Source organism: Lysinibacillus sp. FSL M8-0216, assembly GCF_038595555.1.
In the GTDB taxonomy this organism is placed as follows: Bacteria; Bacillota; Bacilli; order Bacillales_A; family Planococcaceae; genus Lysinibacillus; species Lysinibacillus fusiformis.
Genome location: NZ_CP152007.1, coordinates 2417185 through 2435308 on the forward strand (window position 1 = coordinate 2417185; position 18124 = coordinate 2435308).

At 36.2% G+C, this 18124-nt stretch carries 17 protein-coding genes; 11 read left to right on the forward strand and 6 right to left on the reverse strand.

Features of this window, described 5'->3' with window-relative positions:
- Nucleotides 1–309 precede the first annotated feature (309 nt).
- The 4 genes from MKX57_RS11850 to MKX57_RS11865 all read left to right on the forward strand — a co-directional run bounded on the left by MKX57_RS11850 (nt 310) and on the right by MKX57_RS11865 (nt 3860).
- Entirely contained in the window at nt 310–1191 is an 882-nt protein-coding gene (locus MKX57_RS11850; protein ID WP_089986533.1) for a GNAT family N-acetyltransferase, read from the forward strand.
- 145 nt (nt 1192–1336) lie between these two features.
- The gene (locus tag MKX57_RS11855; protein WP_090001506.1) at nt 1337–1879 is read left to right on the forward strand and encodes a glycoside hydrolase family 73 protein; all 543 of its coding nucleotides are present in this window, start codon (nt 1337–1339) and stop codon (nt 1877–1879) included.
- Between the two features lie 11 nt (nt 1880–1890).
- Nucleotides 1891–2529 (forward strand): response regulator transcription factor, encoded by a 639-nt coding sequence (locus tag MKX57_RS11860; RefSeq protein WP_008177603.1) that lies wholly within the window; start codon nt 1891–1893, stop codon nt 2527–2529.
- Entirely contained in the window at nt 2526–3860 is a 1335-nt protein-coding gene (locus MKX57_RS11865; protein ID WP_090001505.1) for a sensor histidine kinase, read from the forward strand. Before MKX57_RS11860 ends, MKX57_RS11865 begins: the two co-directional genes overlap by 4 nt.
- Before the next feature lie 148 nt (nt 3861–4008).
- Here the strand turns inward: MKX57_RS11865 and MKX57_RS11870 are convergent, their stop codons facing one another.
- Both MKX57_RS11870 and MKX57_RS11875 read right to left on the reverse strand, forming a co-directional pair.
- The gene (locus MKX57_RS11870) at nt 4009–4863 is read right to left on the reverse strand and encodes a PhzF family phenazine biosynthesis protein (RefSeq protein ID WP_171364854.1); all 855 of its coding nucleotides are present in this window, start codon (nt 4861–4863) and stop codon (nt 4009–4011) included.
- 165 nt (nt 4864–5028) lie between these two features.
- Nucleotides 5029–6192 carry an MFS transporter gene (locus tag MKX57_RS11875; protein WP_237068831.1) on the reverse strand — a complete coding sequence of 388 codons (1164 nt, stop codon included), beginning with the start codon at nt 6190–6192 and terminating at the stop codon, nt 5029–5031.
- 194 nt (nt 6193–6386) lie between these two features.
- Here MKX57_RS11875 and MKX57_RS11880 point away from each other — a divergent pair, with 194 nt between their 5' ends.
- A complete protein-coding gene (locus tag MKX57_RS11880; RefSeq protein WP_008177595.1) occupies nt 6387–6926 on the forward strand; it encodes an XRE family transcriptional regulator in 540 nt (179 codons plus the stop codon).
- 88 nt (nt 6927–7014) lie between these two features.
- Here MKX57_RS11880 and qoxD read toward each other — a convergent pair whose 3' ends face one another.
- From qoxD to qoxA, 4 genes are all read right to left on the reverse strand, one after another.
- Nucleotides 7015–7299: a cytochrome aa3 quinol oxidase subunit IV gene (gene qoxD / locus MKX57_RS11885; protein WP_008177593.1), complete on the reverse strand. Its 285-nt coding sequence runs from the start codon at nt 7297–7299 to the stop codon at nt 7015–7017.
- 1 nt (nt 7300) lies between these two features.
- A complete protein-coding gene (qoxC, locus tag MKX57_RS11890) occupies nt 7301–7897 on the reverse strand; it encodes a cytochrome aa3 quinol oxidase subunit III (protein WP_008177591.1) in 597 nt (198 codons plus the stop codon).
- Entirely contained in the window at nt 7894–9843 is a 1950-nt protein-coding gene (gene qoxB, locus MKX57_RS11895; RefSeq protein ID WP_008177590.1) for a cytochrome aa3 quinol oxidase subunit I, read from the reverse strand. The genes qoxC and qoxB overlap by 4 nt, the downstream gene beginning before the upstream one ends.
- Nucleotides 9844–9911: 68 nt before the next feature.
- Complete coding sequence (qoxA, locus tag MKX57_RS11900; RefSeq protein WP_008177588.1) at nt 9912–10790, reverse strand: cytochrome aa3 quinol oxidase subunit II; 879 nt, start codon at nt 10788–10790, stop codon at nt 9912–9914.
- A gap of 350 nt (nt 10791–11140) precedes the next feature.
- Between qoxA and MKX57_RS11905 the strand changes: the two genes are divergently transcribed.
- The 6 genes from MKX57_RS11905 (at nt 11141) to MKX57_RS11930 (ending at nt 17986) form a co-directional block, all read left to right on the forward strand.
- Entirely contained in the window at nt 11141–12586 is a 1446-nt protein-coding gene (locus MKX57_RS11905) for a PLP-dependent aminotransferase family protein (RefSeq protein ID WP_008177587.1), read from the forward strand.
- A gap of 650 nt (nt 12587–13236) precedes the next feature.
- The gene (locus MKX57_RS11910; protein ID WP_043990349.1) at nt 13237–13614 is read left to right on the forward strand and encodes an enoyl-CoA hydratase; all 378 of its coding nucleotides are present in this window, start codon (nt 13237–13239) and stop codon (nt 13612–13614) included.
- A gap of 18 nt (nt 13615–13632) precedes the next feature.
- Complete coding sequence (locus MKX57_RS11915) at nt 13633–14601, forward strand: MBL fold metallo-hydrolase (RefSeq protein ID WP_089986529.1); 969 nt, start codon at nt 13633–13635, stop codon at nt 14599–14601.
- 79 nt (nt 14602–14680) lie between these two features.
- Nucleotides 14681–15259 (forward strand): LysE family transporter, encoded by a 579-nt coding sequence (locus MKX57_RS11920; protein WP_342550295.1) that lies wholly within the window; start codon nt 14681–14683, stop codon nt 15257–15259.
- Between the two features lie 11 nt (nt 15260–15270).
- Complete coding sequence (locus MKX57_RS11925) at nt 15271–16050, forward strand: AraC family transcriptional regulator (protein ID WP_342550296.1); 780 nt, start codon at nt 15271–15273, stop codon at nt 16048–16050.
- A gap of 439 nt (nt 16051–16489) precedes the next feature.
- Nucleotides 16490–17986 (forward strand): ATP-binding cassette domain-containing protein, encoded by a 1497-nt coding sequence (locus MKX57_RS11930; RefSeq protein ID WP_090001497.1) that lies wholly within the window; start codon nt 16490–16492, stop codon nt 17984–17986.
- Nucleotides 17987–18124: the final 138 nt, after the last annotated feature.

The window sequence follows — 18124 nt, forward strand, 5'->3', positions numbered from 1 at the left end:
GATTAGACATTTATGCTAAAACTTATTATCGCAAATTAAATTCCCATGAATTTAATAAAAGGGCTATTCTATCATGTTTGAAACATGATAGGTCTATTTAGTATTGCCCTTTTGCGATAACGTAGAGAAGCATAATTTTGTCTGATCCATATAAACAGATACTATCGTAGCCACTAAAGTGGTTAACGTTGTTTTCTGTATATAAGCAAAGACTTTATGAGGTTTCCTCATAGAGTCTTTTTCTGTTTTTAGGAGGTGATCATTCCAATAATAATGATGTATGAATAGATAAAATCGGAGGGAATAAACATGGAAAAGTACAAATTAGTTAGCGATTATCGTCATGATGATCGATTAAAGGAAAGCTTTAATGATTTAGCGATAAAAACGTTTGGGTTGGATTTTCGAGATTGGTATAACAAAGGGTATTGGAACGACCAATATATTCCTTATTCATTTGTTCAAGAAGGAAAAGTCATTGCGAATGCTTCTGTTTATAAAATGTCGATTCGCATAAACGGCGAGCAATTAAAGGGGATTCAGATTGGTACGGTGATGACCGATGAACATTATCGTCATCAAGGCTTGGCAAAGCAGCTGATGCTGCATATCATGAAAGAGTACGAAGGAGCCTGTGATTTCATGTATCTCTTTGCCAACGAAACGGTACTAGATTTTTATCCGAAGTTTGGCTTTACTCGTATACATGAAAGTGAATTCAGCTTAGACCTTACAGCAAGTCCTATTCAACGACAGCAGACCAGCGTCCAACAGCTGACAGTTGAGCAAGATTTAGCACTCCTTGAGGATTATGCAAAAAATCGATATATCCATTCAAGTATGATCGCTGTTGAGCAAAATGAAAGTTTATTAATGTTTTATTGTACGTTAGTTTTCCCGCATGCCATTTACTATTTAGAAGAATTAGAAACAATAGTGTTCATGGAGGAAGAGGAGGGGGTGTTAAATATTTTTGATATCATCTCCTTACAGCCCATTCATATAGAGGAGTTGTTGGCCAATATTGTGAAAGATTCTACCCAAAAAGTGGTGTTTTATTTCACGCCGGAGTTTACCTTGAATGGCATGACCGCGACCATCCAACCTAATGATGACGACGCTTTATTTGTTCTTTCAAAAAAGGCGATTCTGCAAGGGAATTTCATGTTCCCTTTAACTTCGCATTGTTAATGGGAAGAGGTTGAAACAAACAATGCGCAAGCCTGTACCTTAAAAAGTACGGGCTATTTTTACAACTTTTAATGTTTGTCAAATAACTGTAACATTGCTGTTTTACGATACAACCATCAGTTAAATGGAAATGAGGTAAAACACAATGAAAAAAATCAGTATTCTATTACTTACCGTTATTTTAGCCCTTTATATGGCCAAGCTATTTGGACAAGGTCATCAAGACGAAGTTGAATTTATTGATGAAATTGCACCAATAGCCGTTGCGTTAAATAAGCAAGATCAAGAGATATTGCCTAGTGTAATTATTGCACAGGCTATATTGGAGTCGAATTACGGTAAAAGTGAATTAGCGGTTAATGCAAATAACCTGTTTGGGATTAAAGGTAGATATCATGGAAAGTCTATTAAAATGCCGACAGTTGAATATGAACAAAATAAAAGCTTTACAACTGAAGCAGAATTTAGAGCTTACCCTGATTGGAAAAGTGCATTAAAGGACCATCGTCAGCTATTATTAGAGGGTACCAGTTGGAATGCACAACAATACCAAGAGGTTCTGGCTGCTTCAACCTATCAAGAGGCTGCCTATGCCTTGAAAAAAAGCAATTACTCGACAGATCCTTTATATCCCGAAAAATTAATTGCTATTATCGAGCAATATAATCTGGAAAAATATGATGATTAGGAGTTTTATACATGAATATTCTCATTGCAGATGATGAAGTAGATATGTTAAAGATTTTACAAAACTATTTTCAAAGAGAAGGGTTCACGGTTTTTACTGCAACAAATGGAGAGGAAGCACTTACCGTTTTTTATCAAGAAAGAATTGATTTGGCCATTTTAGATTGGATGATGCCTAAAGTAGATGGGATGATGGTTTGTCGTGAAATGAAAAGAACACAAAAGATTAAGGTCTTAATGCTTACAGCAAGGGACACAGGTGAAGATGAATTTAAGGCGTTAGCAGATGGGGCTGACGATTATGTCAATAAACCCTTTTATCCTAAGGTACTGATAATGAGGGCAAAAAAATTACTGCAAATTGAAGCTATTCAACAACTGCATGATGTGTCCTTCGATGTTACAAGTAAACGTGTTTGGCGAGCAGGGACAGAAATAGAGTTAACGAAAACGGAATTCGAGCTGTTACGAATTTTTAGTCAAAATCGGAGACAAATTTTGACGAGAGATCAATTACTAGATTTAGTGTGGGGATTGGACTATATGGGAGATCCACGAACAGTGGACACACATATTCGACGATTGCGAGAAAAAATAGGAGAGAACATTATCCAAACACACAGAGGTATTGGATATAGTACAAGCGAATGAAACAAAAAATCGGCACAAAACTAACCATTTATATTACTTTAGTAGTTATTCTTACATTTTCGATATCCCTTGTTGTAAGCCAGTTTTTCCTCCCTAAATATTATCTATATCAGCTGAATAAAAAAGTATCAGAAGCCTTTGAAACTTATCAAGTTTTAGAGGATGTAGAATTGGTGAAGCGACAATTTGATGTCACGATTGTAGCAGTCCCATTGGAGGACTCCATCAATGACCTGAATGATAATTTAAGACTTCAACTGGCGAGAGAGCACATAGCCTTAAATAAATTTTGGGTCTCCGAGGAAGTACTACAAACTATCTCGGAGGATAAAATTGTAGGTAAGCTCTATGATCAGGGGAAACAAAAGTCCAGCTTTATTGTGCATTATGCGAAAGAAGGGGATCAGCTTGTCATGATTGGAGCCTCTATGGCCCATTTTACAGATATAGCCTATTTTATTAATCGTTTTAATTTAGCCTTTCTAATTGTAAGCATTTTAATTATTATAATGGTCACGGCGCTACTATCTCGGAAAATAACCAATCCATTGCATGAATTGCAACAAGTTGCAAAGGAGATTGGGGAACTGAATTTTCAACAAGCTACCATTCAAACAGGTGATGAAATCGAAGAGTTAGCAAAGAGCATTAATAAAATGAGTACAACGCTTGAATCAGCGCAGCAATTATTAACACAACGGAATCTAGATTTAAAACAATTTATGATCGGCTTAACACATGAGTTGAAAACGCCTCTCGCTCTAATCAATGTATACTCAAGTGGGATTGAAGATGGGTTGGATGATGGTACCTATTTAACAGTTATACATCAGCAAGTGGATCGTATGGAGAAAATCATTACAGATATGCTTTATTATGCCCGAACAGAAGAAAATGCTTTGAACCTATCACGTTTTGACTTTTACCAGCTACTACAAGAAATCATCCAAAGCTATCAGCCTTTGCAGGGGGAAAAACAGATTTTTCTTCAATCGGACGTAACTGAATTTATGCTCAATAGTGAGAAGGAAAAGGTCTATTATATTGTAGAAAATTTGGTGAGCAATGCACTAAAATATACATCAGACATGGAAATACAGATTTCCTTTACTTCGGGCATATTCGAAATAAGTAATCATACAACGCTACAAGATATTTCTAAAATATGGCAACCGTTCTATGTAGGTGAAAGCTCTCGAAATAAGCATTTCTCTGGAACAGGGCTTGGTCTCGCTACAGTGAAAAGTATTGCCGAACAGCTAGACTTTGTAACGGAATCCACACTATCAAATGGAAAAATAACGTTTACGATAGATTTTACAAGCAAGTAATAACCATAGGTGGTGAATGCATGAAAACACGGTTTAGGTATATTCCTAAACCGTGTTCAGACAGAAGACAAACATCTTGTTCAATTAAATACTATGTTTGGAATTAAAACGTAGAAAATCCACAGTCTAAGGTTGAGAAATGATATTCTTAACCTTTTTCTATATTTAAAGACTTAGTTTCACAGTAATAGCCTTTGCCCCCAACATAAACTTTTTCTATTTCATTCTTACTATTAGTTGCTAATTTAACTAATATTTCGGAAGGCGAGTGTAAAGAATAACCTTGTTCAAATACATAGACTTCTTTTTGCAAATGGTGCTGTTCATAAAGGTAGCAAGCTAATGCACCGTTTGAAGTTCCAGTCGCCGCTTCTTCATTGATATCGTATAGTGGAGCAAAATTTCTGCATATTATTCGATCGTCATTAAACGTATATACATGCATCCCGACAACATGATAATACTGGCTGATTTCTTTAATCTTTTCAAAATTAGGTTGCAGTGCATGTAATTGTGTTTCACTTATTATAGGAATTAAAATATCTTTTAAGCCGGTGGAGACAATTTGAATCGGGTATTGATTGTCTATAGCTTTACTGTCAATACAGTCGATAAACTCGTTTGGAGATATAACATCATAAAATTTCGGTTTGTTTTGTTCCATGAATATGATGTCATCTTTTATCGTAATAGTAAGAACACCGCTGTTTGTTTCAATCGTATAGCGATCCTTGAAAAGTTTATTTAAATGCATCAGTATCGTGAAAGAGCCAATTGTGGCATGACCACATAAATCAACCTCTTCTTTTGGTGTAAAATATTCAAATTTATAATCAGCCATTTCAGATGCTGATATAAATGCGGTTTCCGCATAGCCCAGTTGTTTGGCTATGGCCATTTTTTGAGTAGTGGTCAATGTATTTTCATTCAATACCACTCCTGCTTTATTTCCGCCTTGATGATCCTTGCTAAATGCACTTGCAACGTAAACAGATATTTTCATAAGACTCTTCCTTCCTCATTTATAGTGAATAGTAGCATAGAAATTACTAATTAAAAATATTTTTGGATATATTTTCCGTAAAGCAAGAGACAAATTATTTTAGCATCTGAAATCCTCAAAAATAGTTTGTCTACAGTCTGACACACGGTTGGAACATTCCGTACTTCACCTACTAGGAAGAACACGGATAGTAGCTGATTCCGTTTTTGTTTTAACCTTTAACGTCAGCCCCATGATAACGATGATTATAAATAATAAGGTGAAAAGGGCAACGTCAAATGTATTCGTTATATCTTTGATGACACCAACAAGCATTGGAATGATGCCGCTAATGATATAGCCACCAAATTGAATCATCGCTGTCCATTCACTTGCCTCTTTTGGTGTAGTCGTTGCATCTAAAGGTAAAATCATTGCTAATGGAAATAAGCCACCAGCACCGATGCCCGTTAACATCGCACAGAAAATAGGTGAGATTCCGCCCATAATTAACATCATAATGCCAATAAAGGAGCTTGAAGCACAAAGTAGCATCCATGGCTTTCTCTTTAAACTATTATTTATTAAGATGGGAATGATAAAGCTACAAATCATTTGCATGATTGAAAAAATAGTGACCGTTGTTGCGGCGTAAGCGTCACTATATCCCATATCCTGTACTTTAGGAGCGAGCCATGTCGCCAGGGAGTAATAAACGCCAGATTGTAAACCGAACATGATCATAAGAAGCCAAACATATCGGTTTCCCCAAGGTAGTCGACTTTTTTGACTTGTAGAATTCTCTAAGGATTCTTGAGATTGCTTAGATTTTTTAATAATAGGAATCCAAACTATGATCCCCATAAGAGCGAATACTGACCATATCGCTAAAGCTGCGTTCCAGGATTGATGAAAAGCATGCATAGCAGGCACAACTAAACCAGCACTTAAAGACGCTCCAATTCCCATACCCGCGGAATATACACCGATCATTGTAGAAGAATATTTAGGAAATTCCTTTTTGATATAGCCTGAAATCAGTGGACCTGTTATGGCAATACCTATCCCACTAAGAATAGCGGTTACTAATAAAAATAAAGGAAAAGTTGCCACTAACCGTAAAGCTGTTGATACACCAATTAATAAAACGGATAACCCAATCGTCCATTCGATACCCCATTTTTCACTTAGCTTGCCTGCCAATGGTGCAAAAATCCCCATACAAAATACGGGAAGTGCCGTTAATAAACTGACAACAACACTCGTCATCTGCAAATCCATTTGTATATTTTTCAATACTGGCGAGATAGATGTTATTGAAGCTCGTAGATTCATAGACAGTATAAACAAAGAAAAAACGCTCCAAATTATCGGAAAGTTTTTTGATTTCGCCATCACTGAAAACACCTCTTTTAGTTATTATTTGATATACTATAGTTAACTTTTAGTTTTTGAAATAAACTATAATTAATCGACTTGTATACTATAATATACTATTTATACAAAGTCAATGAAAGGGGTGCAAACTATTGCTGGAGGAGAATATGGATTTATCTAGTCAGGTAGGTATGAACTTAAGAGAGATTCGAAAAAACAAAAGGATGAGTCTCGAAGAGCTTGCAAGTATTAGTAATGTCAGTAAACTAACATTAGGGAAAATTGAACGAGGGGAAACCAATCCAACGGTTAATATCCTTTGGAAAATATGTAGAGGGCTTCATATTCCATTAGTTTCTTTATTATCCTTTGAAGAAAATGTAGAGGTCCATCGTTTTGGCTCAGAATATCAATTTGCTGGCCATAATAACGACTGGTTTGTCGAACCTTTATTCAAAACAAATGGAACTGAGTTGTATAGAGGTCGACTTGAACCTAATAGTGAATACAGTGAGTGTCACTTAGAAGGCTCCGAGGAAATTGTGCTGGTGTTGAATGGGCAATTGGAGCTAAAGGTCGGCGAGAAGACCCATCAGTTAAACCAATGGGATGTCATTAAATTCAAGGGTGAAGAACTTCACACGTATATCAACCACTCAGATGAAAAAGTACATTTAATGCTGTCATTAACGTATACAACCCCATAAGTATGGATAAAGAAAGTCATACTCTATAAGTGTACTTCCACAAAAAATCGTCCTTACTTTATACAAGTAAAGGACGATTTTTCTCTATTTAAATATACCCCCAAATCATACATAATAATGTTCCGAAAATGGTAACGAGCGCAATGACTAGCCCATAATAAATATTTGTATAGATGGCTGGTTTATCATTGGTTTCACCAGCGTGCATAAAGACAACTAACTGCAAGCCTGCCTGAATAAATGCTGTGACTAAAAGTATCGTCATTGTAATAGGCATTGAGATTTGAAAAAAGTAGACACATGCTGCAATGATGGTAAGGATAATCGACAAGGCAAATCCCATCACCTGTTTTAGTGGGAATAAATCACTCATATCACACCATTCCTTTCAAGTAAATGAAACTGAAGATAAAAATCCAAACCACATCTAAAAAGTGCCAGTATAAGGAGAAGATGAAAGATTTATTGGCTGTTTCAGGCGTTAATCCACGCGTTATTAGTTGGTAGACAATAAATATGCCCCAGAACACACCAAATGTGACATGGGCACCATGCGTTCCTAATGTTGTCAATAGGGTAGCTGTAAAGGCGCTAGTTTGTAAGCCTGCACCAACATGCACATAATGAATAAACTCATAAACTTCAAACCCAATAAATGCTACACCTAGTAGTAGCGTCAAAATATAGAATGTAATCATCGCTTTCATATAGCCTTTGCGCATAGCATGTATGCCCAAACCAATGGTAAAGCTACTTGTTAGAAGAATAAATGTTTCAAATAAAACAGGTGTTATTTCAAAAATGTCTGCGCCAGTAGGACCTGTACCCGTGCGATCCACTAGCACAAAATAAGCTGCGAACAGCGTTCCAAAAAGCATGATTTCAGCGCCGATAAATACCCAAAAGCCTAGTATATTCAATTGATTTTGCTGTGTACTATATTCTAAAGGAAGTGATTGATCGATTTTCATGATTGACTACCTCGCAATTTTGATTCCGTTTCTTTCACTTTTTCGACAGGTATATAATGTCCAGGGTCTTTTTCCAATGAACGGTGAGCCATACAAATAAAAATGCCGATAGTTGTAACAATCGTTGGAATCCACATACCAAATACAAATGAGAAGCCCCAAGCAAAGAATATACAGCCTAAAATAAATGGTATACCGCTGTTATTTGGCATATGAATGTTTTCGTATTTTTCTGGGAACAAATCATGCTGACGATATTTTGCATCCCATAAAGCTTCAGTTGAAATGACATGGGGTACTTTTGCAAAATTATAGTACGGCACAGGACTTGGTGTAGCCCATTCTAGTGTACGTGCGTCCCATGGATCTGAGCCAATGTTTCTTGGTGCATAACGAATGCTGTAATAAACGTTGTAGACAATTAACATAAAGCCAATCGTAAGACCAATAGCGCCGACAAAGGAGACCATATTCCACATACCAAAACCTGTGGATGCTGAGTAAGTATACATACGGCGTGCTTGTCCATCTAAGCCAGAGAAGAACATCGGCATAAAGGCAAGTAGGGTGCTAATCGCAATAATCCAAGCCGTCACTTTGCCGATTTTTTCATTTAACATAAAGCCAAACATTTTTGGCCAATAGTAATGTAATCCTGCTAGCATGGCAAATACAACACCAGGAATAATTACCATATGGAAGTGAGCTACTAAAAACATTGTATTATGGTATTGGTAGTCAGCTGCTGACATACCTAGCATTACCCCTGTTACGCCACCTATTGTAAAAGTAGGGATAAACAACATGGAATAAAGCATCGGTGTTGTAAAGACAATTTTTCCTTTCCACAAGGTGAATAACCAGTTAAATATCTTCACCCCAGTCGGCACAGCAATAGCCATCGTTGTTATTGAAAAAATACTATTTGTTAAAGCGCCTTGCCCCATTGTAAAGAAATGATGGGTCCATACTAAAAACGATAGGAAGGAAATAATCACCATGGAGCCGACCATCGATTTATAGCCGTAGAGATTGCGTCCAGAGAAGGTAGAAATGATCTCACTGTACAGCCCAAAGGCAGGTAAAATGAGGATATAAACCTCAGGATGTCCCCAAACCCAGAAGAAATTGGCCCATAGCATATCCATACCACCATTAGATGTTGTGAAGAAGTTCGTAGCAAATAGGCGGTCGAATGTTCCCATAACAAGTGCAACCGTTAATACCGGAAAGGCAAAAACGATAATAACGTTTGCGACTAATGAAGACCACGTAAACATAGGCATTTTCATTAATGTCATTCCCGGAGCTCGCATTTTGAGAATGGTAACAATCATATTAATACCAGTAATTAATGTACCTAACCCTGAAATTTGTAGAGCAAACAAGTAATAGTTGACCCCTACAGATTGACTAAATTCATTACTAGCAAGAGGGAAATAATTCGTCCAGCCAGCATCAGGTGAACCGCCAATAACAAAGGAAATATTTAAGAGCATAGCTCCCATGAAAAATAGCCAAAAGCTTAACGCATTCAAACGTGGAAAGGCCACGTCTCTTGCGCCTATTTGAAGCGGCACAATATAGTTCATAAAGGCCATAATAAATGGCATCGCCATAAAAATAATCATGACTGTTCCATGTGTCGTAAATATTTCATTATAATGCTGGGCATCTAGTAATTTATTATCCGGTACTGCCATTTGTGCTCGCATCATAATAGCATCCGCACCACCACGGAATAGCATAAGAATGGCTGAAATTAAATACATAATACCAATGCGTTTATGATCCACTGTTGTTAACCATTCCCGCCAAAGATAACCCCACTTTTTAAAATAAGTTAATGCTACAATAATCGCTATAACCGTTAGACCAATAGCGACCATAGATGCATAAATAGCTGGGCTTGGATGGGGTATAGCAAAACGTTCAAAGTAATCCATCTGACTATGTCTCCTTTCGACATAAACCTTATCGTAAACTAGTTTCGTTTGAGAAATTCATGATTGATTTATTGAGAGGCATGATCTTTTATGTGTGAAGAGCCATGCTGATGTCCGCCATGTTCACCCTCGGGTGCCGGTAGAAACGTTAAATGCGTTCCATTGAATGTGGACTGTCCCACATGACCTGGTTCTAATAACGTATTAAATTTTTCCTCTGTTAATAAATCTGCTGTTTCCTTTACTTCCTTCACCCATGCATCAAATTCATCATGAGTCACCGCTGTAACGTTAAACGTATTTTCCGCGAACCCTTTACCATTAAAGTTCGCATTTCTTCCCATAAACTCTCCGGGCATATCCGCAGCCAAATGCAAGGTATTCACCATATCGGCCATCGCATATTTTTGACCCCCAAGCTGAGGAATCCAGAAGCTAGTAATCGGTCCATACGAATAAAGCTTGAATTCGATTGGGCGCTCTGCAGGAATATACACATAATTTACGGTTTCAATATCTTCTTCTGGATAACTAAAATGCCATTTCCAGTTAGATGTTGAAGCATAAATGACCAATGGCTTTTCATCTTTGTATTTTTCAGGTGTCGATTCCACCTTGTAGTTACTTTGAACTGAAATAATAGACATGTACGCAACAATTAACACAGGGATACCTACACAAATTACTTCAACCATTGTGCTCCCTTTAATATGGGGAGGCTTATAGTCGGGACTTTGCTTGGAAGCACGAAATTTCATTAACATATAAGCTAAAATCACAAAAACGACTAGTACGATAAAGGACATAATCCCTATCGATAGCATAATATCTTTGGCTTGTACTTGAGCTTGAGGACCTTTTGGATCTAATACTAAAAGCGGGTCACAACCGGTTAACATAGTGACAATAGTGAAAAGACCAATTAATCTGAGCCAACTTTTTTTCATAAACAAACCCCTTTAACTGATTCTTTGAGTGGCTATCGGTTATTATAGGTTTGTATGGATTTTGATTCACAATTGATTTTTATCATAGTGGTACATACTTTGAAAGACAAGGCGTTTTGCAAGATAACACAGAACGTTCTAAAACTAAGAAAGTAATTTTAGTATAATAATATCGAGAGGGATAAGCGTCAAGTAAGGGTTTTCATAGATTTCTATGGACTAAAATTAAAAGTGGATGGCGAAAGTAATAAGGAAGTGGATGGTTATTTATCGTTAACATTATATTACGATTGACTTTTTAGCTTTTCAGACAAAGCTAGATAAAAGAGGCCATATAGAGGTGAGATTAGATGAATTGGAAACCAGATCGACATGCAAAAAAAGCTATCTATAAACAACTCGCAGAATATATTGAAAAAGGGATTGCAGACGGAACATTTCCGCCCGATAAACCATTACCATCAGAGCGATATTTAGCGAATACTTTACAGGTCAATAGAAGTACAGTTGTTAGTGCCTATGATGAATTAGAAGCAATGGGACTCATAGAACGCAATAGAGGAAGCGGTACAACCATTAGCAAAGATATTTGGGGAATCACAAGAAAGCGAATTCCGAGCTGGAATCGTTACATTGAGGCAGGCTCCTTTTTACCGAATCTACCAGTTACGCAAAAAATAAGAAAGGAGGCAGTGGAACACAAACTCATCAATTTAGCGACCGGAGAATTATCGGAGGATCTTTTTCCTAAAAGCGCATTAAGAGAGATTACAGCAACACGTTCTTTCATTGGTAGTCTTGGATATGATCACCCACAAGGAAGTGAGATTCTACGAACTACTCTTACAAATCATATTAAAACTAGCAGAGGAATTGATACAAAGCCATCTTCCATCCTCATTACTTCTGGAGCTCAACAGGCGTTACATTTGATTGTCCAATGTCTGTTAAAGCCTGGAGATGCTGTTGCGATTGAAGATCCTTCGTATAACTTCAATTTACCTATTTTTAAATCGGCTGGTTTAAAAATCCATTATCTTCCTGTTCATAAGGATGGCATTAATCCAGAAGATTTGCAAGCACTATATAAAAAGCATCGAATTAAAATGATATTTTTAAACCCAGATTTTCATAATCCAACAGGCTCTTCATTAGCTATAAAGAAAAGAGAGGCTATTCTAGAAATATCGTCCAAGCTAGGCATTCCAGTAGTAGAAGATGATCCTTATAGCTTAACAGCCTTTTCAGGTGAGAAAAGACCAACATTAAAATCATTAGATAAAAACGGAAATGTATTATACATTAGCTCCTTGTCAAAAATTGTAGCTTCGGGTTTACGAATTGGCTGGATTATTGGTCCTACATCGGTTATTGAAAGACTATCCGACGCCAAGCAACAAATTGACTTTGGCCACTCCAGCTTCACGCAATGGATAGCGAATGACTTTTTAGAGTCCTCCAATTTTAACTTGCATATAAAACATTTAGTGAAGGAATTGGAAAGACGCCGTGATACAATTATCCAAAGTCTCCATACGTACTTAAAGGATCAGGTGACATTTTTCACACCACTGGGCGGCATTCATATATGGTGCCAAGTACTAATGGAAGATTATAATGAAACACAATTATTAGAAGAATCCATTAAACGTGGAGTCATCTATGTGCCTGGCTCTACAATGGGTTCTCAAAAGGGATTTGTCCGTTTTACGTACGCCAGGGAAGATACACGGTCCATAGATGAAGGAATCAAAAGATTTGCACAAGCACTGCATTGCCTAAATGGAAAAAGATGAGTTTTTGTTAATTATAGACAAGTGGATGGTTAAATTAACACTAATGTGGATGGTTAAAAAAGTAGAGAAAGTATTTATGATAGAAACATGGATAACCAACATCCATCAAAGCTATCGACAATCATGGACGTGTGGATCGATTCACAATTATTCGCACAAGTAATGAAATCTGTAAATAGGGAAGGTGATAGGGAAACCTTGATAGTAATGCCGAGGACATTAGGGACGAGGTAGGTCTCTAATGCTAGAAGGTCCATGCTTCACAGAGGTTTTTACGAAAAAATGCTAGAAGCCCACTTTTAATAAAGAGGTTATAACATTCACAACACCTATCGTTAATGTTGTTTTAAAGCTTTACCTGTTCGAACAGTCTCATTTTTAGCTTTAGCTGCCGATGAAAAAAATCAAGGCAGTCACTACTTATTATATTTTATTGCCCACGAGAATATATAAGGGATATAGGCACTCCTTATATACTCCAATCAAATCTAGTTAAAAACATTAATTAGCCACCTAGCTCCGCACTACCATCAGCGCGCTAGGTGGCTACTTTTATAGAAAAGCTAGGGAAAATAGTTGAGTAATCTATTAATAAGTTTTAATATTCTGATTATAATAGTTTTTTGATTACTTAGCTAAGGGGGATGATGATGGTATTACAAATAGGTGAAAAAATAACATTTGAACGGACATTTACAAAGGAAGATGTAGAATTATTTACGAAGGTTTCTAAAGATGAAGGGGTTCATCATATTACACCCGACGAACAGGGGCGGATTGTAGTGCAAGGGCTACTAACAGCCACACTTCCTACAAAAGTCGGGGGAGACTATAATGTGCTAGCTCGTAACATGAATTTCGAATTTTTACGTCCCGTTTTTAGCGAGGATACGATTTGTTGTGACGTCATAATCGAGCAATTTGAACGAGATGAAAAAAATCGAACAGCCATTACAGCAATATTTACATGCATAAATCAATTGGACAAAGAGGTATTAAAGGGGAGTTTTTCAGGTATTATTTTATAAATCAAAGTGGAGGTGTATATGAAAAGTACTGAGATTCTTTTTTTCGAACGTCCATTTCCAAGTGCGAATAGTATGATTATTAGAGATGATCAATCTTTTTTAGTAGATACTGGATTTGGCAGCGATATTGTGCGAACTGAGCAGCTTTTAACATCTGCAGGGATTTTACCAGCACAATTAAACGGCATTATTAATACCCATTATCATAGTGATCATGTTGGAGGAAATCATTATTTTCAACAACAGTATGAAATACCCGTTGCTGCACATCTTTGGGAAGGTGAAATGGTGAATCAATGTGATTTAGAGTCCTGTGGTGCACATTTTTTAGATCAACCCGTGGAACAATATACCGTTCAGCAATTACTAGTAGATGAACAGCAAATAATGACGGGGCAAAGTGCTTTCCAAGTTTTACATACACCAGGACATACATTGGGTCATATTGCATTATACGAACCAAAACAAGAAATTTTAATTTGTGGAGATTTATTTCATTATAATGATGTGGGATGGCTGAATATATTTAGAGAAGGGACAAACAGTATAAGACGTTCCATAGAAAGTTTAGATCGACTCGCTACACTTTCTATCAAAAAAGCATATCCTGGTCATGGCCCGGCTATCGATGAGCCATCCATAATGATAGACAAAGCAAGAGAAAGACTTGAAAAATGGATAGAGTCTCCTGAAAAAATGGCTTGGCATGCCTGTAAGCGAATTTTTTCATTTACGCTGATGATAAAAAACGGTTTAAAGAGTAGAGAAATTACTCCTTATCTACTAAGCTGCAGTTGGTTTTACGATTTCGCTGTTCACTCTTTCCGTTTAAAACCTGAGGAATTTGTACAACCATTGCTAGATGAAATGATTCGATCAAAAGCCGCAGTATGGCATCAAGACATATTAATCGCAACAGCACCATATGAAGCACCCAATCAAAAATGGATAGAAGAGGATTGGAAACCAAGGAATTGGACAAAGTAAATGTGCAATTTTGTACTATAATGATTTTAATAATAGATGTAATAATTCAAAGAGATAAACTTGAAAGGAAGTTTGCTTCATGGATATTACATCTTTTTTATTGTACTGTTTTATTATTACGGCTACACCAGGACCGACAAATGTGGTTATTTTATCAACGACACAAAATTACGGTATTAAAAAGGGCTTACATTTTTCTTATGGTTCTGCAATTGCGTTTTTTATTTTATTAGCAATATCAGCTTTTCTAAATTCATTGTTTTCAACTTTGGTCCCAAAAGTATTGCTAATTATGCAAATACTAGGAACAGCTTATATGCTTTATCTAGCTTATCAAATAGTTAAAATGGATATTTCGAGTGATGCTACTAATAAAGTAGGAAACTTCAAATCAGGGTTTTTCATGCAATTTTTAAACCCTAAAGTCGTATTATTTACAATGACAGTTATTCCAAGCTTTGTGCTACCATACTATGAATCATTTTTCGCGATATTCGTAAGTGTATTCGCCATTACCCTCATCGGATTAATAGCTTTCTTATTATGGGTATTGTTTGGAGCTATCTTTAAACAATTTTTACAACAACATAAAAAAGTCGTCAATGCTTTCATGGCTTGTTGTTTAATATACGCAGCCATCATGATTTGGATTGAATAGAGGTGAAAGGAATGCAGCAATTTACTTATAAAAAAATGGATGGAATTACAGCATTGAAGGCAAGCTTTACTGATTTTAAGTATAAAAAGCATGCTCATCAGGAATATGCATTCGGGGTAACATTAAAAGGTATCCAGCATTATCATCTAGATGGATGTTTACAGCTTTCACACCAAAATGGCGTTATGCTTTTTAATCCTGAACAAGTACATGACGGAATCGCTTATAATCGTGAAGGACTCGAATATGTAATGCTTTACGTAGAGCCATCTTTATTTTTAGAGGCTATTCAAAAAAGAGAAATCATTAGCTTTGACAAACCTATTATCTATAACAATAGTATAAAGAACCATATACTAAAACTGTCACAAGCAATTTTAACAGAAGAAAATTCAGCATTATGTCATGAGTTGTTTTTACATTTATCAGATGGCTTAGTGGAGCAAGATTTTAGTTTAACCATGAAAATGGATAGTATGATGATTAAAAAAGCGAAAGAGATCATCCATTCACATGTAGAAAATATACTCAAAATCGAAGATATTTGTCAGGAGCTACAATTGACAACATTCCAATTCATTCGTCTTTTTAAAAAGCACACTGGGATTACGCCTTATCAATATTTCTTAAACTGTAAAGTCGAACGAGCTAAATCCATTATTGAACAAACAGGTGATATTTATGCGGGAGTTGCACAATGTGGATTTGTTGATTTACCCCATCTAAATAAACATTTTAAAAGTATTTTTGGTATTACAGCATTTGAATATTTATCTATTGTTAAAAACTGAGAGTAAAATGAATGGAATTGATAATAAATAGAATTTTATGTTAAAGTATAGTTACTTAAATTGATCGGAGGGTGAAAAGATGAGCCATTGTTTATTTATTCGAAAACATCATTTCAATATAAATAAACAAGAAGCCATTCTCCACCTATCATATTTAGAAATTGCTACTCTATGACTGTTTATGCTCATTCAAAAAATGTTATGTACGGGGACGAGTTTTTGAACATTTGTTGAATCAACATAAACGATCAAACGGTTGTCACAGATAAAAAAACTGGACACCCATATACGTTGATACATAGGGAAACTATTTTCATTGAGCAAGATGCTTCTGTTTATAAACAGAGGCATCTTTTTTATTTTTATTCAAATGTCGGGGTGATGCATATGAACAACTAAATGGAATGATTACGGAAGAATTAATGAAGGGAGCATTCACATGATTGAAATTCAAAATCTAACCATTAGAACGATTAAAGACAATCGGACGTTGATCGATCAATTCCAGCTAAGTATTCAAAAAGGCGACAAAATTGTCATTATAGGTGAGGAGGGGAATGGCAAAAGTACATTATTAAAATGTATTTATAACGAAAAATTAATGACTGATTATTGTACGTTTGAAGGGAAAATTCAAAATGACGGCTACTTATTAGGTTATCTTTCACAGGAGCTATCGGCACAGGAAGAAATGTTAACGATCACTGAATTATTTTTAGATAATAGTTGGAATAAGGATCTGTTAATGGCCATGGATGATTTTAATATCCAATCCTTAGTTTCAGATCAATCGATTAGTGATTTCTCAGGAGGGGAACGATTTAAATATCGTTTTTTAAAATTACTCTCCATGAATCCTGATGTTCTGTTACTGGATGAACCGACAAACGATTTAGATATAGGCACAATAGATTGGTTAGAAGCGTATATGCAGCAAACTACGATTCCTATCATATTTGTATCGCATGATGAAACATTTATTAAAAATACGGCGAATGCTATTATTCATATGGAGCTTACCAATCGCAAGCAAATACCCAAATATACATTTTCAAGAGAGCCCTATGAAACATACCTGGCACATCGGGAAAACGAGCTACTCAAACAAGAGCAGGTAGCGAGGAAGCAAGCAGCCGATTATAAAAAACAAATGGAAAGGTGGCATGATGTTTGGAATAAGGCAGAGCATCAGCATCAAAATGTAGCTCGCTCGGACCCGAGATTACAGAAGAAAGTAAAATCATTAAAAAATCAAAAGCAACGAATGGACAGAGCTACAGAGAATTTTTTCGAGATTCCAACTGTAGAGGAGGCAAGCGAATTCCGATTCGATTCCTCTATCCATATACATCGCCATAAAAAAATTCTAGAGCTATCATTGGAAACGCTTGAAATAGCAAACAAACAGCTTTCCCAAAATATAAACTTATCGATCATTGGACCAGAAAAGGTTGCGATTATTGGCGAAAATGGGGTAGGGAAATCAACCTTGCTAAAAAAGATATTGGACACGTTGAAGGACCGTTCTTCATTAACAATAGGATATATGCCGCAAAATTACGAGGATTTATTGGACCCAAATCAAACACCTATTCGTTTTTTAGAAAAAACAGGTGATAAGGAAGCGATGACGAAAGCTTTTACTCATTTAGGGAGCATGAAATTTACGAGCGATGAAATGCAGCAAAAGATTGGCCAGTTAAGCGGTGGTCAGAAGGCTAAGCTGCTTTTGTTAAAGATGATTATGGACGGTTGTGAACTATTAATATTGGATGAACCAACGAGAAACTTTAGTCCTTTGACAACGCCAGTACTGTGTCATGCATTAGCCCAATATGGTGGCGCCATTATTAGTGTTTCTCATGACCGCCGATACTTAAAGGAAGTTGTATCAACCATTTACGAATTAACGAACGATGGCTTAATCAAGAAATAAGCAATAAAAAAAGTCGATTCTCTGTAAGCAAAGAATCGACTTTTTTTCAAAAAATATATGTAGAACACATTGAAATCAACAATAGCTTATGGTAAATTTATAGAGATAGACGTTGTATAATTAACTTACCACGTACTT